This window comes from Nocardia anaemiae NBRC 100462 (assembly GCF_001612725.1).
GTDB lineage: Bacteria > Actinomycetota > Actinomycetes > Mycobacteriales > Mycobacteriaceae > Nocardia > Nocardia anaemiae.
This window is the reverse complement of sequence record NZ_BDAZ01000054.1, coordinates 43,424-63,928: the sequence shown is the minus strand read 5'-3', so window position 1 is coordinate 63,928 and position 20,505 is coordinate 43,424. Positions and strand designations below refer to the sequence as shown.

The 20,505-nt window shown below is 65.3% G+C and carries 21 protein-coding genes and 1 pseudogene; 14 read left to right on the top strand and 8 right to left on the bottom strand.

The window, feature by feature from the left end:
- Positions 1-13: 13 nt before the first annotated feature.
- The 3 genes from NA5_RS27975 to NA5_RS43305 all read right to left on the bottom strand — a co-directional run bounded on the left by NA5_RS27975 (position 14) and on the right by NA5_RS43305 (position 2,790).
- Complete coding sequence (locus NA5_RS27975; protein ID WP_174555281.1) at positions 14-748, bottom strand: phosphoadenylyl-sulfate reductase; 735 nt, start codon at positions 746-748, stop codon at positions 14-16.
- A 14-nt stretch (positions 749-762) separates the two neighbouring features.
- Positions 763-2,562, bottom strand: a complete 1,800-nt coding sequence (locus NA5_RS27970; RefSeq protein ID WP_084484472.1) for a nitrite/sulfite reductase — start codon at positions 2,560-2,562, stop codon at positions 763-765.
- Between the two features lie 135 nt (positions 2,563-2,697).
- Positions 2,698-2,790 (bottom strand): Ms4527A family Cys-rich leader peptide, encoded by a 93-nt coding sequence (locus NA5_RS43305; RefSeq protein ID WP_357302009.1) that lies wholly within the window; start codon positions 2,788-2,790, stop codon positions 2,698-2,700.
- A gap of 212 nt (positions 2,791-3,002) precedes the next feature.
- Between NA5_RS43305 and NA5_RS27965 the strand changes: the two genes are divergently transcribed.
- The 7 genes from NA5_RS27965 (at position 3,003) to NA5_RS27935 (ending at position 9,635) form a co-directional block, all read left to right on the top strand.
- A complete protein-coding gene (locus tag NA5_RS27965; RefSeq protein WP_062991283.1) occupies positions 3,003-3,392 on the top strand; it encodes an SgcJ/EcaC family oxidoreductase in 390 nt (129 codons plus the stop codon).
- A gap of 62 nt (positions 3,393-3,454) precedes the next feature.
- Positions 3,455-4,660: a radical SAM family heme chaperone HemW gene (gene hemW / locus NA5_RS27960; protein WP_371856464.1), complete on the top strand. Its 1,206-nt coding sequence runs from the start codon at positions 3,455-3,457 to the stop codon at positions 4,658-4,660.
- A gap of 201 nt (positions 4,661-4,861) precedes the next feature.
- Positions 4,862-5,077 carry a hypothetical protein gene (locus tag NA5_RS27955; protein WP_062991281.1) on the top strand — a complete coding sequence of 72 codons (216 nt, stop codon included), beginning with the start codon at positions 4,862-4,864 and terminating at the stop codon, positions 5,075-5,077.
- A 503-nt stretch (positions 5,078-5,580) separates the two neighbouring features.
- Positions 5,581-6,381, top strand: a complete 801-nt coding sequence (locus tag NA5_RS27950) for an alpha/beta fold hydrolase (protein WP_062991279.1) — start codon at positions 5,581-5,583, stop codon at positions 6,379-6,381.
- A 234-nt stretch (positions 6,382-6,615) separates the two neighbouring features.
- Positions 6,616-7,647: a heat-inducible transcriptional repressor HrcA gene (hrcA, locus tag NA5_RS27945; RefSeq protein WP_062991277.1), complete on the top strand. Its 1,032-nt coding sequence runs from the start codon at positions 6,616-6,618 to the stop codon at positions 7,645-7,647.
- Positions 7,648-7,739: 92 nt separating this feature from the next.
- Complete coding sequence (dnaJ, locus tag NA5_RS27940) at positions 7,740-8,891, top strand: molecular chaperone DnaJ (RefSeq protein ID WP_062991275.1); 1,152 nt, start codon at positions 7,740-7,742, stop codon at positions 8,889-8,891.
- A gap of 3 nt (positions 8,892-8,894) precedes the next feature.
- Positions 8,895-9,635: a 16S rRNA (uracil(1498)-N(3))-methyltransferase gene (locus tag NA5_RS27935; RefSeq protein WP_062991273.1), complete on the top strand. Its 741-nt coding sequence runs from the start codon at positions 8,895-8,897 to the stop codon at positions 9,633-9,635.
- On the opposite strand, the pseudogene NA5_RS27930 reads toward NA5_RS27935, so the two are convergent.
- Both NA5_RS27930 and NA5_RS27925 read right to left on the bottom strand, forming a co-directional pair.
- Positions 9,603-10,736, bottom strand: a pseudogene (locus tag NA5_RS27930) (hypothetical protein); the annotation flags it as partial. The gene NA5_RS27935 and the pseudogene NA5_RS27930 sit on opposite strands and share 33 nt — an antisense overlap.
- Positions 10,736-11,668, bottom strand: a complete 933-nt coding sequence (locus NA5_RS27925; protein WP_062991271.1) for a metal-dependent hydrolase — start codon at positions 11,666-11,668, stop codon at positions 10,736-10,738. The gene NA5_RS27925 and the pseudogene NA5_RS27930, both read right to left, overlap by 1 nt.
- A 228-nt stretch (positions 11,669-11,896) precedes the next feature.
- Here NA5_RS27925 and NA5_RS27920 point away from each other — a divergent pair, with 228 nt between their 5' ends.
- Positions 11,897-12,523, top strand: coding sequence for a TetR/AcrR family transcriptional regulator (locus NA5_RS27920; protein WP_062991269.1), 627 nt, complete (start codon positions 11,897-11,899; stop codon positions 12,521-12,523).
- A gap of 12 nt (positions 12,524-12,535) precedes the next feature.
- On the opposite strand, the gene NA5_RS27915 is transcribed toward NA5_RS27920, so the two are convergent.
- From NA5_RS27915 to NA5_RS27905, 3 genes are all read right to left on the bottom strand, one after another.
- Complete coding sequence (locus NA5_RS27915; RefSeq protein WP_218020170.1) at positions 12,536-13,036, bottom strand: hypothetical protein; 501 nt, start codon at positions 13,034-13,036, stop codon at positions 12,536-12,538.
- Positions 13,024-13,404, bottom strand: a complete 381-nt coding sequence (locus tag NA5_RS27910) for a zinc-ribbon domain-containing protein (protein ID WP_218020169.1) — start codon at positions 13,402-13,404, stop codon at positions 13,024-13,026. The genes NA5_RS27915 and NA5_RS27910 overlap by 13 nt, the downstream gene beginning before the upstream one ends.
- A gap of 324 nt (positions 13,405-13,728) precedes the next feature.
- Positions 13,729-14,949 (bottom strand): MFS transporter, encoded by a 1,221-nt coding sequence (locus tag NA5_RS27905; protein WP_062991268.1) that lies wholly within the window; start codon positions 14,947-14,949, stop codon positions 13,729-13,731.
- Between the two features lie 88 nt (positions 14,950-15,037).
- On the opposite strand from NA5_RS27905, the gene NA5_RS27900 reads away from it, so the two are divergent.
- The 6 genes from NA5_RS27900 (at position 15,038) to era (ending at position 20,412) form a co-directional block, all read left to right on the top strand.
- Entirely contained in the window at positions 15,038-15,955 is a 918-nt protein-coding gene (locus NA5_RS27900) for a LysR family transcriptional regulator (RefSeq protein ID WP_062991266.1), read from the top strand.
- Positions 15,956-16,128: 173 nt separating this feature from the next.
- Positions 16,129-17,187, top strand: a complete 1,059-nt coding sequence (locus NA5_RS27895) for a PhoH family protein (RefSeq protein WP_062991362.1) — start codon at positions 16,129-16,131, stop codon at positions 17,185-17,187.
- 64 nt (positions 17,188-17,251) lie between these two features.
- Positions 17,252-17,806: an rRNA maturation RNase YbeY gene (ybeY, locus tag NA5_RS27890; protein ID WP_062991264.1), complete on the top strand. Its 555-nt coding sequence runs from the start codon at positions 17,252-17,254 to the stop codon at positions 17,804-17,806.
- Positions 17,803-19,152, top strand: coding sequence for a hemolysin family protein (locus NA5_RS27885; RefSeq protein ID WP_062991262.1), 1,350 nt, complete (start codon positions 17,803-17,805; stop codon positions 19,150-19,152). The genes ybeY and NA5_RS27885 overlap by 4 nt, the downstream gene beginning before the upstream one ends.
- Entirely contained in the window at positions 19,149-19,508 is a 360-nt protein-coding gene (locus tag NA5_RS27880; protein ID WP_062991260.1) for a cytidine deaminase-like protein, read from the top strand. The genes NA5_RS27885 and NA5_RS27880 overlap by 4 nt, the downstream gene beginning before the upstream one ends.
- Positions 19,501-20,412 (top strand): GTPase Era, encoded by a 912-nt coding sequence (gene era, locus NA5_RS27875; protein WP_245672428.1) that lies wholly within the window; start codon positions 19,501-19,503, stop codon positions 20,410-20,412. The genes NA5_RS27880 and era overlap by 8 nt, the downstream gene beginning before the upstream one ends.
- Positions 20,413-20,505 lie beyond the last annotated feature (93 nt).

Below are 20,505 nucleotides of genomic sequence, written 5' to 3'. Positions count from 1 at the left end.
GGCCCTGACTCGGTCATGCTGTGTGCAACCCGCATTCGGTCTTGGCGAGGCCGGCCCAGCGGCCGCTTCGCGGATCGGAACCCGGCTCCGGCTTCCGTGTGCACGGAGCGCAGCCGATCGACGGATATCCCTCTTCCACCAGGGGATTGACGAGGATGCCGTGCTGTTCGATATAAGCCTGCATCTCGTCGTCGGACCAGGCGGCGATCGGGTTGATCTTCACCAGTCCGAACGCCTCGTCGAACGAGATGAGCGGGGCGTTGGCCCGGGTCGGGGCCTCCACGCGGCGGATGCCGGTGACCCAGGCGTTGTAACCACCGAGCGAGCGCTTCAGCGGCACAACCTTGCGCAACCGGCAGCATTCACCGGCATCGCGCGCGAACAAATCCTTGCCGAGCAGCCGATCCTGTTCGGCCACAGTATTTTCCGGCCGCACATTGATCACATTCACGCCGTATACGGCTTCCACCGCGTCGCGGGTGCCGATGGTCTCGGCGAAGTGGTAACCGGTATCCAGGAACAGCACGTCCACGCCCGAATGCACTTGGGCGGCAAGGTGAACCAGCACACCGTCCTGCATATTCGAGGCGACGATGTAGCCGGCGCCGAAGGTGTCCTCGGTCCACTGGAGCAGATCCAGTGCCGAGGCGTGTGGCCCGAGTTCGGCCGCGCCCTTTTCGGCGATCGCCCGCAACTCGTCTTCCGACAGCTTCGCGGGCAGGTCCGCCTGTACTTGATCCGTTGTCACGCTAGTTCTCCCATTTACCGAAGGTCGGCCTCGTCGGCACGAACCGCCCACTGAGCGAACCGTTCGCCGTCCTCGCGGTGCTTGATGAAGTTGCGCACCACCCGTTCGATGTAGTCACCGAGTTCATTGGTGGTCACCTTGTGCTGACGCAGTTTGCGACCGAAGGCGCTGTCGAAGCCGAGGCTGCCACCGAGATGAACCTGGAAACCCTCGACATGATTCCCGACGCCGTCATCGATCAGCTGACCCTTGAAACCGATATCGGCGACCTGCGCACGCGCGCAGGAGTTCGGGCAGCCGTTGATATTGATGGTCACCGGAACATCGAGCTGCGCATTGAGATCCGCGAGCCGCTCCTCCAGCTCGGGCACCAGCGCCTGGGACCGCTTGCGGGTCTCGGCGAAGGAGAGCTTGCAGAATTCGATTCCGGAGCAGGCCATCAGATTCCGGCGCCACAGCGACGGACGTGCCTGCAGCCCAAGGGGTTCCAGCTCGTCGATCAGCGCGTCGACTTTATCGTCGGCGATGTCCAGAACGATCAGCTTCTGATACGGGGTGAACCGGATCCGGTCCGAGCCGTACTTCTCCGCCGCCTCGGCGACCTTGGTGAGCACGGTGCCCGAAACCCGGCCCGCGATGGGGGAGAAGCCGATCGCGTTGAGCCCGTTGCGCAGCTTCTGCACGCCGACGTGATCGATCGGCTTCTTCGGCTGCTCCGGCGCGGGACCGTCGATCAGCTTGCGCTTCAGGTACTCGTCCTCGAGCACCTGACGGAACTTCTCGATGCCCCAGTCCTTGATCAGGAACTTCAGCCGGGCCTTGGTGCGCAGGCGGCGGTAGCCGTAATCGCGGAACAGCGAGACGACGGCCTCCCACACATCGGGGACCTCATCCAGCGGCACCCACGCGCCGACGCGCTGGGCCAGCATCGGATTCGTCGACAGACCGCCGCCGACCCACAGATCCAGACCCGGGCCGTGCTCGGGGTGATTCACCCCGACGAACGCGACATCGTTGATCTCGTGCACCACATCCTGCTGGCCCGAGATCGCGGTCTTGAACTTGCGCGGCAGGTTGGAGTACTCCTTCTTGCCGATGTAGCGGCGCACGATCTCGTCGATCGCGGGCGTCGGGTCGATGATCTCGGTCAGCGATTCACCGGCCAGCGGCGAACCGAGCACCACACGCGGGCAGTCGCCGCATGCCTCGGTGGTCTTCAGGCCGACGCCTTCGATCCGCTTCCAGATCTCGGGGACGTTCTCGACCTCGATCCAGTGGTACTGGACGTTCTCGCGGTCGGACAGGTCGGCGGTGTCGCGGGCGAATTCGGTGGAGATCCCGCCGAGGGTCTTCAGCTGCGCGACGTTCAATGCGCCGCCATCGCAGCGGATGCGCATCATGAAGTACCTGGCCTCGAGAATGTCGATGTTCTCGTCACCGGTCCAGGTGCCGTCATAGCCCTGTTCGCGCTGGGTGTAGAGACCCCACCAGCGGAACCGGCCGCGCAGATCGCCCTTGTCGATGCTGTCGAAGCCCTGCTTGGAATAGATGTTCTCGATCCGGGCCCGGACATTGAGCGGGTTGTCGTCCTTCTTGGACTGCTCGTTCGGGTTCAGCGGCTCGCGGTAGCCGAGCGCCCACTGGCCCTCGGCCTTGCGGCGCACCGGCTTACCGGTGCGGACTCGCGGGCCCGTCGGTGCCTCGGTCCTGGGACGGTCCGGGCGGACGCGTCGTTCGGAGGCCGGGCGCTGCGGGCGCGCGTGCGGCCCGGAACCGGGCTGATCCGTTGGACCGGCGTCGGTGCTCGACGTCATGGGGTCGCTCCTGCTGGGTGGGGGTACATCCGTGCTGAAGGCGTGAGGGGCTGAACTCACGCCTGCGGTGTCAGCGGGCCGATGTCCGTCGAAATCGGGAATTACCGGGCGATCCCGGGAATGCGCGCCGCTGAGCTACCGGTGCGAACCGGGCAGACAGCAGGCGCTGCAGACGCGCTTGTAGTCGACGTGGCGACGTGCCACAAGTCGTACTCCAGATCCGCGCATGCGGCCTATTGTGCCACGTCAGCGTGGCCCTTCCGACCGCCCGGCCATATTTCCCGCGAAATCGAGGGAAATTCCCTGGACTATGCGGTTCGATTGTGATGGCTGTCATAGTTGGCGGCCTGAATGCGTCGTGTGATTCGTCCAGATCGTCATCCGTGACGCGAAACACTCGGATTGACCTCGAGCTAGGTCGAGGTTGCAAGCTCGGTGGCATGAGTACCGATACCGAACTCGACGCCATCCGCGCGGTCGTCGCCACCGTCCAGCACTCCCAGCAGAACGAGCTCGTGGACGAATTCGTCGGCCTGTTCCGCGAGGACGCCATCTGGACGACCGCAGGCGGCAAGCGACTGTTCGGCCGCGCCGCCATCGCCGAGTTCACCGCCCAGGTGCTGCCGGGCGCGATGCGGGACGGCACGGCGACCTACGAGGTCGAGCATGTGCTGTTCATCCGGCCGGACGTCGCCGCGGTCAAGGTGGTCCAGCGGTACTTCGACGGCGACGGTCAGCTGACCGGACAAGGCTCGCCGATGTACGTCATGGCCAAGGAGGACGGCCGCTGGCTGCTCACCGCCAACCAGAACACCATGGTCGCCGACTGATATCCGCCGCGCAGCGGGTGCCTGGTGACAGGGTGCGGGACAGTGGCGGTCACACTGGAGTGGTGAGTTCCGCCGCCGCCCCGATCGAAACCGAGACGCCTGCCCTCGTGCTGCGCGACTTCGGCGACGGGCCGTTCGGGATCTACATTCACGTTCCGTTCTGTGCCACCCGCTGCGGGTACTGCGATTTCAACACCTATACCGCCGGTGAGCTGGGCACCTCGGCGTCACCGCAGTCCTGGCTCGAGGCGCTGCGCGGGGAATTGGCGACTGCGGCCGAACGGTTCGCTGCGCTGCCGACCGCCACGCCCGAGGTGGCGACGATCTTCGTCGGCGGTGGCACGCCGTCCCTGCTCGGCGGTGACGGCTTGGCGGATGTGCTGGACTCGGTGCGCGCGAACTTCACCTTCGCGGTCGATGCCGAGGTGACCACCGAATCCAATCCGGAGTCGACCTCGCCGCAATTCTTCGAACGGATCCGCGCGGCCGGGTTCACCCGGGTCTCGCTCGGCATGCAATCCGCGGCCCAGCATGTGCTGAAGGTGTTGGATCGCACCCATACGCCGGGCCGGGCGGTGGCCGCCGCAAAAGAGGCTCGCGCTGCCGGATTCGAGCATGTGAATCTCGATCTGATCTACGGCACCCCCGGCGAACGCGACAGCGACCTGGACGCGAGCCTGGACGCGGTGCTGAGCGCGGGCGTCGATCACGTATCGGCCTACTCCCTCATCGTCGAGGACGGCACCGCACTGGCCCGTCGGGTTCGCCGTGGCGAACTCCCCGCCCCCGACGACGATGTGCTGGCCGCCCGCTACGAACGCATCGACGCACGCCTCGGCGCCGCGGGCCTCACCTGGTATGAGGTATCCAATTGGGCCGCAGGCGATTCCGCGCGCTGTCGGCACAACCTCGGCTACTGGGACGGCGGTGACTGGCTCGGCGCAGGCCCCGGTGCGCACAGCCACGTCGGCGGTGTCCGGTGGTGGAACGTCAAACACCCTGCGCGCTATGCGGATACCGTCGCGCGCGGCGGTCTTCCGGCCGCGGGCTGGGAAATCCTCACCGCCGACGAGCAACACACCGAACGCGTCATGCTCACCGTCCGCCTGCGCACCGGTCTGCCCCTGAACGAATTGGCCCCAACGGAATCCGCCGCCGCCACCCGAATCATCGCCGACGGCCTGGCAGTTCGCTCGGGCGACCGCCTGATCCTCACCGACCGTGGCCGCCTACTCGCCGACGGCGTGGTCCGAGACCTGCTGACCTGAGCGTCTTCGGATCTTCGCCATGGATATCCGTTCGTGGCCGCCGTCGGTGCCATCTCGGTCGCTGTTGCCCCGCTGCTGGATATCGACGACGGCGAGCATTGTGACTCATTCGCACTTCACCGACGGGTTCATCGAATGCTGGCGGTTGCACTATCACAGATCGGTAAAGACGCGTAGGCTGCGGACAACCCAAGGAGTCTTATGCCATCGGCACGACATATCACCCTTATCTCCGAGCAGAGCGAGTTCGCTGAAGCCCGGGCCGCGGAAAAGGCCGAAAATGCGCGACAGTGCGCGATAGCCGCCCGGACGGTCGCCAGCCACGCCGAGGACGCGGCTGACTGCGAGTCTCTGCTCGCGATGCTCGGCCTGGACGCCCTGGCGGGCAAGATGGCCAGGGCAGCGTCCGACCTGTAGTTGCGGGCTCGCCCACCCGCCGCCTGCGCCGGAGTGGGACTTCGACAAACCGCTTCCGCGGCTGGTCGAACACCTGCGGCAGAACCGAACCGCGCAACGTGAAGAGTGGGGCCGGGCGGCTCCCGCACAAGCTTTGACTACGTTGCACAACGTCTACCGTGTGCGACGTAGTCACTCGCTATGCGACGTGCTCGAGCCTTTGCGGCACCTCCCGGGTTGAGCGTCGGTGTCGGGGCAGCATCAACCCGTGACGTCACCACTACGAGATCTGGCTTGCCCTGAGGCAACGCCATGTCCGTTGCAGCGGAGTTAGGGACCATGAGCGCTCGCGGGTGGGCGGTGGTTTCGCGTTCCGCGTTGCCGTGCAGGTGCGCGCGGGTGGTCGTAGTCGGCGTTCACGCGGAAGGGCGTAAGCGACCGATCGGTCCATCTTGCCGTTGGTGCTCGGTAAAAGGTGACAACATCATCAGCCGACAGCATCAACGACGACAGGCAGGGCTCTGATGAATATCACCCGTAGTCTCCGCGCCTGCATCGCGGCGCTCACCCTTGCTTTCACGCCCGTCCTCGCGGCCGCACCCGCGACCGCCGACCCCCTCCCGACGATCGTGCTCGTGCACGGTGCCTTCGCCGACACCACGAGTTGGGACGGCGTGGCCGCGTCACTACGCGACCACGGTTATCGAGTGGTTGTTCCCGACAACCCGCTGCGTGGTCCCGCCTACGACGCCGCGGCCATCCAGCGCACGCTGGACACCATCTCCGGACCCGTTGTCCTGGTTGCGCATTCGTATGGCGGTTTCGTCATCAGCAACGTCCACGACCCGAAAGTTCAAGCGCTGGTCTACATCGCCGCCTTCGCCCCCGTACAGGGCGAATCCGCCCTCCTCGAAATCAATCCGATCAGCTTCCCCGGCAGCCAGTTATTGCCCCCGGCGCTCCAGGTACGCCTCGTCGACGACGCAAATGGCGTGGCAGGCAAGAACCTCGACGGCTACGTGGCCCCGGACTACTTCAACTCCGTCTTCGCCCAAGACGTCTCCCCCGCAGTGGCCGCCGACATGATCGCCCACCAGCGCTCCCTGGCCGTATCCGCTAATCTCGAACCCTCTGGTGTCCCCTCTTGGTCCTCGACACCGAGCTGGTACCTCGTCTCGGCCAACGACCGGGTAATCCCGCCTGCCTCGCAACGCTTCATGGCGAACCGTATGGGTGCCAACACCAGCGAAATCGCCGCCTCCCACGCATCTCTGGTCTCGCAGCCGACGCAGGTCGCTGCTGTTGTAGAGGCCGCCGCAAAGTAACCAGTCCATCGCCGGGACCTCCGGCACGCAGGTGATCGGCTGGCCGAATCGGCTATCGCTCAGCGGGATCGGCCGGCCGACCAGCGTCCAGGGTGTGCGAACGGGCAATTGTCGAGTGGGCAATTAGACTTGATAAACAGATGTACCAAGTAACCTGCATCGAATTCGGGTGGATGCGGACGGTGCGCACGTGACCGTTACGACGTGCCCGAGGACGAGCGAGGAGGTGGGCCGATGTCGAGCACCGAGGATCGGCGCTTCGAGGTCCTGCGTGCGATCGTCGCGGACTATGTCGCGACCAAGGAGCCGATCGGATCGAAGACTCTGGTGGAGCGGCACAACCTGGGGGTATCCAGCGCGACGGTTCGCAACGATATGGCGGTGCTGGAAGCCGAGGGCTACATCACCCAGCCGCACACCAGTTCTGGTCGTATTCCGACCGATAAGGGCTACCGGCAGTTCGTCGATCGCATCTCCGAGGTGAAGCCGCTCTCCCCGGCCGAGCGGCGGGCGATCATGGAATTCCTGGAGTCCGGTGTCGATCTCGACGATGTGCTGCGCCGCGGTGTCCGGCTGCTTGCTCAGCTCACCCGCCAGGTCGCGGTGGTCCAGTATCCGACGGTGTCGGCCTCCACGGTCCGCCACATCGAGGTGGTCGCGCTGAATCCGGCGCGGTTGCTGCTGGTCGTGATCACCGATACCGGTCGCGTCGACCAGCGCCTGGTGGAACTCGGCGCGCTCATCGATGATCAGGATCTCGCCGCGCTGCGGGGGATGCTCGGTGGCGCGATGGATGGCAAGCGTCTGTCCGACGCCTCCGCGGCTGTCGCCGAACTGCCCGAGCGGGCGCCGGTGCGACTGAAGGATGTGCTGGTGCGCGTCTCGACCGTGCTGGTCGAGACCCTGGTGGAACATCCGGAGGAGCGGTTGGTCCTCGGTGGCACCGCCAACCTGACCCGCAATGCCGCCGACTTCGTCTTCCCTGGTTCGCTGCGCGATGTGCTCGAGGCATTGGAGGAGCAGGTGATCGTGCTGAAGCTGCTCGCCGCCGCGCAGCATCCGGGTACCGTCACGGTGCGCATCGGCGAGGAGACCCAGGTCGAGCAGATGCGCGGAACCTCGGTGGTGTCGACCGGCTACGGCGCTGCCGGTGCGGTACTCGGCGGTATGGGCGTGCTCGGTCCGACCCGGATGGACTATCCGGGGACCATCGCATCGGTCGCGGCCGTTGCCCGTTATATCGGTGAGGTGCTCGCGGAGCGCTGAGAGGCCCGGTCGCTGATACGCTCGATCCTCCGGCGGATAAAGTTGAGTGCATCCGACTAATGCTGTTGCAAACCAAGGACTAGAGAACTCAAGTGGCACGGGACTACTACGGACTGCTCGGCGTTGCGAAGAACGCGACCGACCAGGAGATCAAGCGCGCCTACCGCAAGCTGGCGCGGGAGCTCCACCCCGACGTCAACCCCGACGAGGCGGCGCAGGCCAAGTTCAAGGAAGTGTCGACCGCCTACGAGGTGCTGTCGGACCCGGAGAAGCGGCGCGTCGTCGATATGGGCGGCGACCCGATGGAGTCCGGTGCCGGTGGCGCTGGCTTCACCGGCGCCGGTTTCGGTGGACTCGGCGACGTCTTCGAGGCCTTCTTCGGCGGTATGAGCGGTTCCACCGGGACGCGCAAGGCGCGCGGCCGGGTGCAGCCCGGCGCGGATTCGCTGCTGCGGACCAGGCTCAGCCTGGCCGAATGCGCGGTCGGTGTGACCAAACACCTGACCGTCGACACCGCCATCCTCTGCGATATCTGTCACGGCGCCGGAACCAACGGCAAGTCCAAGGCGGTGCGCTGCGAGACCTGTGGTGGTGCGGGTGAGGTCCAGTCCGTGCAGCGTTCGTTCCTCGGTCAGGTGCTGACCTCGCGTCCGTGCCCGACCTGTCGCGGTGCCGGTGAGACCATTCCCGATCCGTGCCACAAGTGCGGTGGCGACGGTCGGGTGCGGGCGCGTCGCGAGATCGCCGCGCCGATTCCGGCCGGTGTCGCCAATGGCATGCGGGTGCGGCTGGCCGCGCAGGGCGAGGTCGGGCCCGGCGGTGGGCACGCGGGCGATCTGTATGTGGAGATCGTCGAGCAGCCGCACGATGTCTTCGTCCGCGACGGCGACGATCTGCACTGCACCATCCGGGTGCCGATGGTCGATGCCGCACTCGGCACCACCGTCGTCATCGACACCATCCTGGACGGCCCGACCGAGCTGACCATTCCGCCGGGCACCCAGCCGGGTGAGATCTCGGTGCTGCGTGGCCACGGCATGCCGCGCCTGCGCTCGGGTGCGCGCGGTGACCTGCTCGCGCATTTGGACATTGTGGTGCCGACCAAACTCGACGCCAAGGCCACCGATCTGCTGCGCAAGTACAAAGGCATGCGCACCGGTGAACGCGCCGAGGTGATGTCGGCGCAGTCCGAGCACAACAGCGGCCTGTTCGCCCGGCTGCGAGCGTCGTTCAGCGGGCGATAGTCGTTGGCCGCCACGGTCTTCTATCTCTCCCAGATTCCGGAGCCGGGTGCCATCGCGGTGCTGGACGGTCCGGAGGGACGCCATGCCGCGACGGTACGCCGCATCCGGGTCGGCGAGCCGATCACGCTGTCCGACGGCTCCGGTCTGCTCGCAGCATCGGAAGTCGTTGCGGCGCAAAAGGATCGGCTCGAGCTGAAGGTGCTAGACCGGGTGCTCGCCGCGCCCGCGACGCCGCGGGTGACCGTCGTGCAGGCGCTGCCCAAGTCCGATCGCTCGGAGCTGGCGGTCGAGCTGATGACCGAGGCGGGCGCCGATGTCATCGTCCCGTGGCAGGCCGCGCGCTGCATCGCCAACTGGGAAGCCAAGGCGGGCAAGGCCGTTGAGAAATGGCGCGCCGCCGCCCGCTCGGCCGCCCGGCAGTCCCGTCGCGCCTACATCCCCGAGGTCGCCGACCTGCACCGCACCCGCGACCTGCTCGACAAGATCCGTGCGGTCGTGGCCGCGGGCGGCATCGCGGTGGCCCTCCACGAATCCGGCACCGCCCGCTTCGTCGAGCTGCCTTTCGACAAGGCCACCGAAATCCTGCTCGTCGTCGGCCCAGAAGGCGGTCTAGACGACGCCGAGCTCACCGCCTTCGATGCTGCGGGCGCCGACATAACCCTGCTCGGCCCCACCGTCTTGCGCACCTCCACTGCCGCCGCCGTCGCCCTCGGCGCCTTGGGGGCGTTGACCTCCCGCTGGTAGCGGGGCGGGTCGGTACGGCACTGTGAAGATCGCGAACACGCAGAGTGTCGCGACCGCGAAGCACGCCAGCGCGTACCACAGATTCCCGATGGGGTCGCCATTGCTCGTCGAACCGTCGACGGCGGCGAAGTAATCGGGCAGCGCGCTCACCCACAGCAATGCCATCACGGCCAGATAGACGACGCTGTAAACCCGCACGAATCCGTTCGTGTAATCCGAGCGGTCGTGCCGTAGACGCAGCCACTGTCGAGTAAGAACCGGAATCGCGACGAGGCTGACGATGACCAATTCGGCCGCGTAGAGGAATCCACGCACCGACGTGCTCCCGGCACCGAAAACCGTTGCAGGTATCGGCAATACGCCGGTTCCCAAAGACCCGAGTAGGCCGATGACGACAGTGCGCCACACCAATTGCGGTCCGGAGAAGTTGCGCCCCTGGTCGACGTGGCGACCGACGAACAACTGGACGAAGAACGCCAGCGACATCGGCCACAGGGCGGCAAAGGCCACCACACTCGGCAGCGGTACCGAATCGAACATCGGTTGATTGAGCGAGTTTTCGATCGACCACTCCCACCAGCGCAGTTGCGGTCCGATATGGTCGAAGATCTCATAGAAGCCGTGGTGCACGAAGCCAACGCAGACCGCGCCGACGAGAACACCGTATCGCCGGAAAACGCCGAGCATTCGGACGATTTCGAAGGCCAGTGTGGCCATCAATGGGTAGATCGCGACGATATAGAGGGGTAGTCGACCCCAGAGGAAATCCACGGTGAAGACGTTGTGCGCGAACATCGTGTCGACGTGCGCGTCGATGCCGAAGGCGGCGGGGAAGTACAGCGGCGGTTCGATAATGAACAGGTATGCCGTCGCGCCGAACCAGACCACGAGATTGGTGGGATCGCCGTGCCGACGCAATCGCAGAATCGCATAGACCAGCGCCAGCACCGCGCCGAGAACGATGGTGAATTCGAGGATCGGCAGTGTCCAGTTCTCCAATGCGAAAGGGTTTCGCACCTCGACGAGTCCACCGGCCTCCTGACAGGAAAAGCCGAGCGCCTTCGCGAGTTCGTCGAAGGTGGGTGCGCAACGATCGGACATCAGTCCCCCTGCGCCGCGACGGAATCGGCTGTGTACCAGTACGTTACGTCGTAACCGGCGTTATAGCGTTCGAACCACACATCGGCGAGCGCGGGCAGTTTCTCGTGATCAGGGTTGTGCCTCGGCAATTGACTGCGGATGATGCCGACCAGCGCGATCAGCTGTTCGCCGAGTCGTAGGTCGTCGAATGCGCGCGACATCGGGCCGTTGTCCTCGACGGGCAGCCGCAGCAATTTCCGCAACTTCTGCTTACCCCGGTGCGTCGCGAACATCGCCAGTGCGTCGATGCGGCGATCCTCCAATGGCACATGCTTATTGAAGCCCGCGCAGGCCACCTTGATGACCTTCATGACGTGCCGGAAGATCGACGGCGCCATGCGCATGCGGTAGGCATCGCTGCCGACAATGGAATCGAAGATGATCAGCGCCGAACTGCGATGTTCGACTTCCTCGACGAAATGCCAGATGAACAGCGATGCGACCCGGTCGTCTCCCGGCCGGAACAGGGTCGAATCGTTGTCGAGCATCAGTTTGAATACCGGAGTGAAGGTGGCCTCCAGATCGGCGGTGTAGGCCAGCCGGTATTCCAGGGAGGTGTGCACGGTGAGGCGGTCGAATTCCGCGATTACTTCGTTGAGGGTCTCCTGGAGCCCCGGGTATCGCCGGATCAGACCGTTGGCGTGCTGGCGGTGCGCGGTCGAGTGCTGCCCCTCCTGACGCACGAACGCGTCGGCTTCCTCCGCGACCTCGGTATCGGTTATCCGCGGCATTGCCTCGCGAATCATGTTGACGATCATCTTCTCGAAGCCGATCGCGAGGAAGGACACCGCATTGGCCATGGACGAGAAGGCCGGATTCTGTTCGTTCCACAGGAACGGTACGTCGTAATCCGCGAACGCGAATCGCATCTTTCGGACTTGTAGATCGGTCACTTGGCTGTACCTCGTATTTCGAAAGGGAGCTGTAGCCGTGTTCGGACGCGGCGAAGCGTCGATTCAGTGATCATACACAGATCGGTCCAAGTGTATGATGAGACTGGCTCGAGCTGGGACAACGACGGCCCTGTGGTAGCGTCGAGTCCCTGATCTGGACGGTCGGCCGGGTTGTCCCGCTGTCGATTTCGCACGCGACGGACATGGTTCGAGTCGAGGAAGCGAGCAGTGGCAGGAAGGCGCGGGTGGGGCGGGAGTCCGCCGGATAGCGATGAAGAGGCGTCCCGTCGAATAGTCGCCACCGCGGTCGAGCTGATCGGGCGGACGGGTTCGGAGATCAGCATCGCCGACGTCGCGGAGTCGCTGGGGGTCATCCGTCAGACGGTGTACCGATACTTTCCCAGTGCGGACGCGCTGATGCAGGCCGCGGCGATCGCGTCGGTCGATGGTTTTCTGGATCGGCTGACCAAGCAGGTCAGCGGTATCGAGGACCCGGTCGAAGCCATGACCGAGGCCGTGGTCTACACGCTGGCCGAGGTGCGTCGAACACCCCACCTGGGCATTCTGCTCTCGAGCACATATTCGAATGTGCACCCCGAGAGCCTGACCTCCGAAGAGGCGCAAACCTTCGGCATGACGATGATCAAACGCTTCGACGTCGATTGGGAGCGCTACGGATACGACGACGCATCGCTGCACGAACTCGTCGAATACATCCTGCGAACAATGCAGTCCTTCTTCGTTTCTCCGGGCAATCCGCCACGCAGCGGCGATGAGCTGCGTCGGTATCTACGACGGTGGATGGGGGCCGCGATCATCGCCCAGCCCAGGGCACATGGACGACGCGGGGATTGACCCGTTTTCGACTCACGGGTTCGTGGGGTCTGTATTGCTGGCGATCCTGCGGGCCTCGGCGGCGACACGGGCGTCTATCTCCCGGACGGCACTGCTGCTGTACTCGACCGTGTCGTATTCGTCGTCGAGGCTGGCGAGGGTTTCGGCAAGCGGTAGTTCGTGACCGAAGGCTCGGTGGGACTGCCGAGTGAGCTGACGGGGTGTGAGCGTGCCCGCCAGCAGTTGGCGGGCAAGAGCGCGAACGGCTGCCTCGCGTGCTGATGCGGAGTCCCGGTCGTAGAACTCGAGACCTTGCTCCTCGAGCGCAGCCGGGAGGTGTTCGGACAGGTCGTAGCCAGCGTCATGCAGGGAGATGCTCGCGAGGACCCGCAGCGCCGGACCGTCGAGACCGGCGACCAGTGCGTCACAGGCCGCCATCACCACATCGGCTGCCGAGCCCAGTCCCGCGCTCCAGAGGGCCGTGGTGTCTTGGAGCGCGGTGGTGGCTGGGTGGGTTCGGGTCAGCGCTGCCACCGTTCGTTCGGCCCGCTGGGGGCGGGCGGCTGCCACGGTGCGTTGGGTGCGCCAAGAGCGGGTTGGGGCTGCCAGTTGGTGTTGAGGGCGGGGTGCTGCGGGTGGGCGCTCGGGCCGGGCTGCTGGGGCCACTGGCCGTAGGGCTGCTGACGCTGGGGGGAGCCCATTTTCTCGGCATTGGCGCGTGCGATGAGGTTGGTGACCTGAGGTACCGCGAGCGGTGTCGATGCGCCGCACCAGGTGCATTCCATGTAGTGCTTGTTGCCGAGGGGGAGGATCGGGATGAAGAAGACTGTAAATGTGGTGGCGAGTCTGCGCAGCGCGTGTGCGGCGGGATTGCCGCAGCGGCCACAGACCAAGGTGATCATGGCGAGGGTGTGGAGACGCCTCTGCCAGCCGAAGATCAGCATGTGAAACCCCCGAAGAAAGAGAATCTGATGTCGGTCACGCTAGTAGATCGGCCAGGTGCCCCAGTTAGTTAACAGACGGCCATTCTCGCGGTCGGCCTATTATGTCCAAGTGCTGCGCTTTTACGTGCGGGGTGGCATCCGAAGCCGTTGCTTTCAGATTGCTGGAGCATCCGGAGTTGGTTCAGGCACGTGCATCGGTTCGCTCTCGGCGGCAGCACCGAGACCGTGTTGGCCCGCGATCTCGCGGTCATGAGCGTAGACAGCGCAGGTGACCGCCGGATGTCACGCCGTCGACGTGGCGCACACTTCGGAAGCGGCAAATCTTTCGAATCCGCGACGAGTGTGAATCGTCAAGTACCACACCAGAACTGCGGCAACAACAATCAACGCGCCAACGCAAGCCGCCAGACCGGCCCATCCGCCCTTCGCATATGCGATACCTGCCGTACCGCCGATGATGGCGCTGCCGAGGTAATAGGTGAACAGGTACAGCGACGATGCGGCGCCGCCGGGAGCAATCGCGCCCACCCAGGTACTCGCCACCGCGTGGGCACCGAAAAACCCTGCGGTGCATAGTGTTATCCCTACGATCACGGCGATCAACTGGTCCGGGATGCTGACCAGGACGCTGACCCCCATCACTGCGACCGATGCCGCGAGTACGCGGTGCTTGCCGATGCGATCGGCGCAACGTCCGGCGGCGGCCGAAGCGAGCGTGCCCGCCAGATACAGCAGGAACACCGAACCCGCGACGGCCGCAGGCAATTCGAACGGTGGTCGGGTCAGCCGGTAGCCGAGGAAGTTGTAGATCGATACGAAACCGCCCATCAGAACGAAGGCCAGCCCGAACAGCGCGAGCAGCCCGCCGTGGCGCAACGGCGCGCCGATATCGCCAAGTACGGTGCGCATTCCGGTGGGCCGAGCGACGAACCCACGCGATGGCGGCAGCCCACGCACGAACCAGACGGTGCAACCGGCCGCCGCCACCGCAATCGCGGCCTCGGCCCAGCGCCATGAGGTCAGATCCAACGCGAATGCCGGAAGCAGCCGCCCGGACAACCCGCCGATCGATGTGCCCGCGACATAGACACCCATCGCAGCGCCCAATCCGTCCCCGCCGATTTCCTCCGCCAGATACGCCATCGCGACCGCGGGCACCCCGGCCAACGCCATCCCTTGCAGCGCGCGCCCCGTCAACAGCACCTCGAGCGATGGACTCAGCGGCAGCAGCAGGCCGATGACCGCCGACATCACCGCCGACCAGGTCATCACCCTGGTCCGCCCGATACGCGCGGACAACGCGCTCACCGGCACGATCGCCAAGGCGAGAAATCCGGTGGTCAGCGACACGGCAAGCGCGGCCTGCGCCGGGTCCACCCCGAAGGCCGCCGACAGACTCGGCAGCAATGCCTGCGCGCTGTACATCGACGCGAACGTGGTCAGCCCCGCGGCGAACAGCGCGGTGGTGATCCGCCGTTCGTGCGTGGTATCCGTGCTGGTCATGGCACCAGAATCGGCGCAGGCCCTTAAGAAGGGAAATGAATAGTAATCTGGTTCCTAATGCATCAGAAGCATAAGGAGAGGTCCGCACGTGCTGGGTGACGACCTACTGTGGTTCACGACACTCGCCGAGCTGGAGCGCGTCGGCGCGGCCGCCGAACGGCTGCACATCGCCCAGCCGACGCTCTCTCGCATGCTGGCCCGCCTCGAACGCCGACTCGGTGTCGAACTCTTCGACCGCCACGGAAAACGCATTGCGCTGAACGAGTATGGCCGGATCTACTACGAGCACGCCCGCCGCGCCCAGTCCGAACTCGACGCCGCCGCCCAAGCCGTCGCCGACCTCGCCGATCCCGCGAAAGGTGTTGTCCGCCTGTCGTTTCAGCATTCCTTCGGCAGCTGGCTGATCCCGCAGTTGATCGGCGGCTTCCGGCGCGGTTCGCCCCGCATCTCGTGCACGCTTTGGCAGGGCGCGTTCGATGCGGTCATCGATCAAATAGTCGAGGGCACAGCGGATTTGGCGATCGTCTCGCCCCGTCCTTCGGTCGCGGGCCTCGGCTGGCGCAAACTGCTCGCGCAGCCGCTCGTGCTGGCCGTGCCCGCGGAACATCGGCTCGCCGCCCGCCGACAGATCCGGCTCGCCGATCTCGGCGACGCCGAATTCATAACCATGCATCCGGGTTTCGGTATGCGCCGCATTCTCGACGAACTCTGTGCCGCCGCGAATATCCGCCCCCGCATCGCCTTCGAATCGAGCGATCTGCTCACCGCCGCGGGACTGGTCGCGGCCGGACTCGGCGTCGCGCTGCTGCCGCTGGAAGATCCCACTCCCGCAGCCGGTTCGCTATCGGGCATCGTGACCGTCCCGCTCGCCGATGCCGGAGCGGCCCGCGATGTGGGGCTGATCTGGTCGGCGACCACTCCGCCATCGGATGCGGTGCGTCGGTTTCGTGACTTCACCGAGGATTGGGCACGTCGGCGAGGGGGAATCCAGATGCCGAGACGGTAGATAGCGATCAGCAGGCAATCCGCCCCCGAGGTAGCCGTTTATTCAATGCGTGTTGTCAGTGGGGCGCGTTAAACTTTCATCAACGACGCAGCAATTCGAGACCGGAAAGCAGGCTATAGCCACTTTTGAGAACACAAGGCGAGATCGGCGACCCGACTACACCCACTGCAGGGATCGGTGCGGACAACGGTTCGGGCCCGGCAGCACGCACCGTGCGTTCCAGCATCGAACTCGCTCCCGAATCCGTGTTCCCCTTCCTCGGTTCGGCCGACCAGAACCTGCGTGAACTCGAGCAGTTGCTGGATGCGGATATCCATGTCCGTGGCAATTCCGTCACCCTCACCGGCAAAGCGGCCGATGTCGCGCTCGCCGAGCGGGTGATCGAACAGCTCGTCGCGCTGACCGGTCGCAATCGAGTGGTGACCCCGGAGGCGGTGCGCCACACCGTATCCATGCTCACCGAGGGTTCCTCGGAATCCCCGGCCGAGGTGCTGAGCCTGGACATTCTGTCCCGGCGCGGTAAGACCATCCGGCCCAAGACGCTCAACCAGAAGCGCTACGTCGACGCGATCGACGCCAACACCATCGTGTTCGGCATCGGCCCCGCGGGTACCGGCAAGACGTATCTGGCGATGGCCAAGGCCGTGCAGGCATTGCAGACCAAGCAGGTCAACCGGATCATCCTCACTCGACCGGCCGTCGAGGCGGGTGAGCGGCTCGGCTTCCTGCCCGGCACGCTCAACGAGAAGATAGACCCGTATCTGCGTCCGCTCTACGACGCGCTGCACGACATGATGGATCCGGAGGCCATTCCGAAACTGATGGCGGCCGGTGTCATCGAGGTCGCGCCGCTGGCGTACATGCGCGGTCGCACACTTAACGATTCGTTCATCATCCTCGACGAGGCGCAGAACACCACGGCCGAGCAGATGAAGATGTTCCTCACCCGGCTCGGCTTCGGCTCGAAGATCGTGGTCACCGGTGACGTCACCCAGGTCGATCTGCCCAATGGCGCGCGCTCGGGTCTGCGTGCGGCGAGTGAGATCCTGACCAGTATCGAAGATATCCATTTCGCCGAGCTCACCAGCAGCGATGTGGTTCGGCACCGGTTGGTCTCCGATATCGTCGACGCCTATGAGCGGGCCGAGGCCGAGCGGGTCACCCAGGTCGGACCGCACTATCCGGGCAACCGCGCACAGCGTCGCGCCGCGAGCCGGGGAGATCGGCGATAGTGCGGCGGACGGGTCCGGGCCAGCCGCGCGGTGCGGGCCCGGGCACACCGAATACCCTGTTCAGGTGAGCATCGAGATCGCCAACGAATCGGGTATCGACGTACCCGAAGAAGACCTGGTCAGTGTCGCGCGATTCGTGATCGGCCGGATGGATGTGCATCCGGCCGCCGAGCTGTCGATGGTGCTCGTCGATCTCGACACCATGGCGGATCTGCACATGCGCTGGATGGACCTACCCGGCCCGACCGATGTCATGTCCTTCCCGATGGACGAACTAGAGCCCGGCGGGCGCCCCGACAGCGCCGAACCGGGTCCGTCCATGCTCGGCGATATCGTGCTGTGCCCCGAATTCGCCGCAGGTCAGGCCCGCAAGGCCGGGCACTCGCTCGATCACGAACTCGCGCTGCTCACCGTGCACGGCGTGCTCCACTTGCTCGGCTACGACCACGCCGAGCCGGAGGAGGAGAAAGAGATGTTCGCGCTGCAGGCCCGGCTGCTCGAGGAGTGGTACGAGAGCCTGCGCGAGGCGCAGCGGCGCGCCGAATTGGCCGAACGCGACGCCCGGCTGCTGGGGAAGGCCGGTTTCACAACGCCCGGTGAGGCGCTAGGCCCCGCGTGAATTCGCTGACCCTGATCCTGCTGGCGATTCTGCTCGTCCCCGTCGGCGGGGTGTTCGCCGGAGTCGACTCGGCGCTGAACACCATCTCACCGGCGCGTCTGGACGATATGGTCCGCGCGGAGCGGCCCGGCGCGGTGCGGCTGACCAGGATCGTGGACGACCGGCCGCGGTATGTGAATCTGCTTGTGCTGCTTCGGATTCTGTGCGAGATCTGCGCGACGGTGCTGTTGGCGGCGGCACTGATCCCACTGTGGGACGACAATTGGGCGCTGCTGTTCGCCGCCGCCGTCATGGTGCTGGTGGACTATGTGGTGATCGGGGTCGGTCCGCGCACACTCGGTCGTCAGCACGCCTACTCCATCGCCCTGGCCTCGGCACTGCCGCTGCAGTTCATCGGCACGGTGCTCGGTCCGGTCAGCAGACTGCTGATCCTCATCGGTAATGCGATCACGCCGGGTAAGGGATTTCGCAACGGTCCCTTTGCATCCGAGATCGAGTTGCGCGAAGTGGTCGAGATGGCCAGTGAACGCGGTGTGGTGGCCGACGATGAACGCCGGATGATCCAGTCGGTCTTCGAACTCGGTGATACCACGGCCCGCGCGGTCATGGTGCCGCGCACCGAAATGGTCTGGATCGAGGCGGATAAGACTGCGGCACAGGCGATGTCGCTCGCGGTGCGCAGTGGGCACTCGCGCATTCCGGTGGTCGGCGAGAACGTCGACGACATCCTCGGCGTGGTGTATCTGAAAGACCTTGTGCCGTATTCGGATAGAAGTCGCAAGGTGCAGGTGCGCGATGCCATGCGCCCGGCGGTGTTCATGCCCGACTCCAAACCGCTGGACAGCCTGCTCGACGAAATGCAGCGCCGCAGAAACCATATGGCGCTGCTGGTCGACGAATACGGCGGCATCGCCGGTCTGGTGACCATCGAGGATGTGCTCGAGGAGATCGTCGGTGAGATCGCCGACGAATACGACACCGACGAAACCCCGCCGATCGAGGACCTCGGCGAGGGCCGATACCGGGTTTCGGCGCGGCTGTCGGTCGACGATCTGGCCGAACTGTACGGCCTGGAAATCGAGGAGGAGGACGTCGATACCGTCGGCGGCCTGCTCGCACACGCACTGGGCCGGGTGCCGCTGCCCGGCTCCAAGGCCGTTGTGCACGGTCTGGTGCTGCGTGGTGAAGGCGGGGCGGACGCGCGGGGACGGGTGCGGGTGCACACCGTTGTGGTGCGCAAGGCGTCGGAGAAATCGCATGCCGAGAAGTCCAACGGCAAGGGCAAAAGTAACGGATCCGAGCGGGGAATCCCGTCCGATCGTGATGAGAACGGAGATGGCGAATGACCGAATTGAATGCCGAGGACACCAAACTCGTGGTGCTGGCCAAGGGCGCGCTCGGCCGCACCGGCGGCAACTCGGGCGCGGCCATCCGTGATACCGACGGTCGTACCTACGCGGCCGCTGATGTCGCCCTGGACTCCCTGCGCCTGACCGCGCTGCAGGCGGCGGTCGCGGCCGCGATCTCGAGTGGCGCAGAGGGGTTCGAGGCGGCCGTGGTCGTCGGTGGCAAGCTATCGGATGCGGGTGTCTTCGCGGTCCGCGAGGTTTCGCCCGAGGCGCGCATCGTCTTCACCGATCGCTCGGGTGCGGTCTTCGAGATCGTCGACGATGCCGCGGGCGCGGAGGTGCAGGGTGGCTGATACGACCACCGAATTCCGTTCCGGCTTCGTCTGTTTCGTCGGGCGGCCGAATACCGGCAAGTCGACGCTGACCAATGCGCTGGTCGGGCAGAAGATCGCGATCACCTCTTCGCGCCCGCAGACCACCCGCCACACCATCCGCGGCATCGTGCACCGCGAGCACGCCCAGCTCATCCTGGTCGACACCCCGGGTCTGCACCGGCCGCGCACCCTGCTCGGCCAACGTCTGAACGACCTTGTCCGCGATACGTATTCCGAAGTCGACGTGATCGCGCTGTGCATTCCGGCCGACGAGAAAATCGGGCCGGGCGATAAGTGGATCCTGCAGCAGATCAAGCAGATGGCGCCGAAGACCACCCTGCTCGGTGTGGTCACCAAGATCGACAAGGTGAGCCGCGACCAGGTCGCCGAACAGCTGATGGCGCTGTCGCGACTGCTCGGTCCGGACCACGATGTGGTGCCGGTCTCCGCCGTCAAGGGCGAACAGGTCGAGGTTCTCGTCGACGTCATCGCCTCGAAAATGCCGGAGGGTCCGGCGTTCTACCCCGACGGCGAGCTCACCGACGAGCCCGAGGAAACCCTCATGGCCGAGCTCATCCGCGAGGCCGCCCTGGAGGGCGTGCGCGATGAGCTCCCGCATTCGCTCGCCGTGGTCATCGAAGAGGTCCTCCCGCGCGAAGAGAACGAAGACATGCTCGACGTGCATGCCCTGCTCTACGTCGAGCGTCCGTCGCAGAAGGCCATCGTCATCGGCAAGGGCGGCGCCCGCCTCAAAGAGGTCGGCACCAACGCCCGCAAACAAATCGAACACATCCTCGGTGTCCGCATCTACCTGCACCTGCATGTCAAGGTAGCCAAGGATTGGCAGCGCGACCCGAAACAACTTGGCAAGCTCGGGTTCTGAGGGCAGGGACCCCAGTAATAGGGGCATTCGCGTCCGCTGTGGCGATGCGCCCGCACTGCTATAGTCGGCCCGTTGGCGGCGGCTCTGTGACGA

What these genes read in the sequence shown, in the direction of transcription:
- hrcA (WP_062991277.1), top strand. Translation starts at nt 6,616, where the DNA reads ATGTCGAGCACCGAGGATCGGCGCTTCGAGGTCCTGCGTGCGATCGTC.
- NA5_RS43305 (WP_357302009.1), bottom strand. Translation starts at nt 2,790, where the DNA reads ATGCGCGGATCTGGAGTACGACTTGTGGCACGTCGCCACGTCGACTAC.
- NA5_RS27955 (WP_062991281.1), top strand. Translation starts at nt 4,862, where the DNA reads ATGCCATCGGCACGACATATCACCCTTATCTCCGAGCAGAGCGAGTTC.
- NA5_RS27965 (WP_062991283.1), top strand. Translation starts at nt 3,003, where the DNA reads ATGAGTACCGATACCGAACTCGACGCCATCCGCGCGGTCGTCGCCACC.
- NA5_RS27880 (WP_062991260.1), top strand. Translation starts at nt 19,149, where the DNA reads ATGACCGAATTGAATGCCGAGGACACCAAACTCGTGGTGCTGGCCAAG.
- NA5_RS27905 (WP_062991268.1), bottom strand. Translation starts at nt 14,949, where the DNA reads ATGACCAGCACGGATACCACGCACGAACGGCGGATCACCACCGCGCTG.
- NA5_RS27950 (WP_062991279.1), top strand. Translation starts at nt 5,581, where the DNA reads ATGAATATCACCCGTAGTCTCCGCGCCTGCATCGCGGCGCTCACCCTT.
- NA5_RS27910 (WP_218020169.1), bottom strand. Translation starts at nt 13,404, where the DNA reads ATGATCACCTTGGTCTGTGGCCGCTGCGGCAATCCCGCCGCACACGCG.
- NA5_RS27970 (WP_084484472.1), bottom strand. Translation starts at nt 2,562, where the DNA reads ATGACGTCGAGCACCGACGCCGGTCCAACGGATCAGCCCGGTTCCGGG.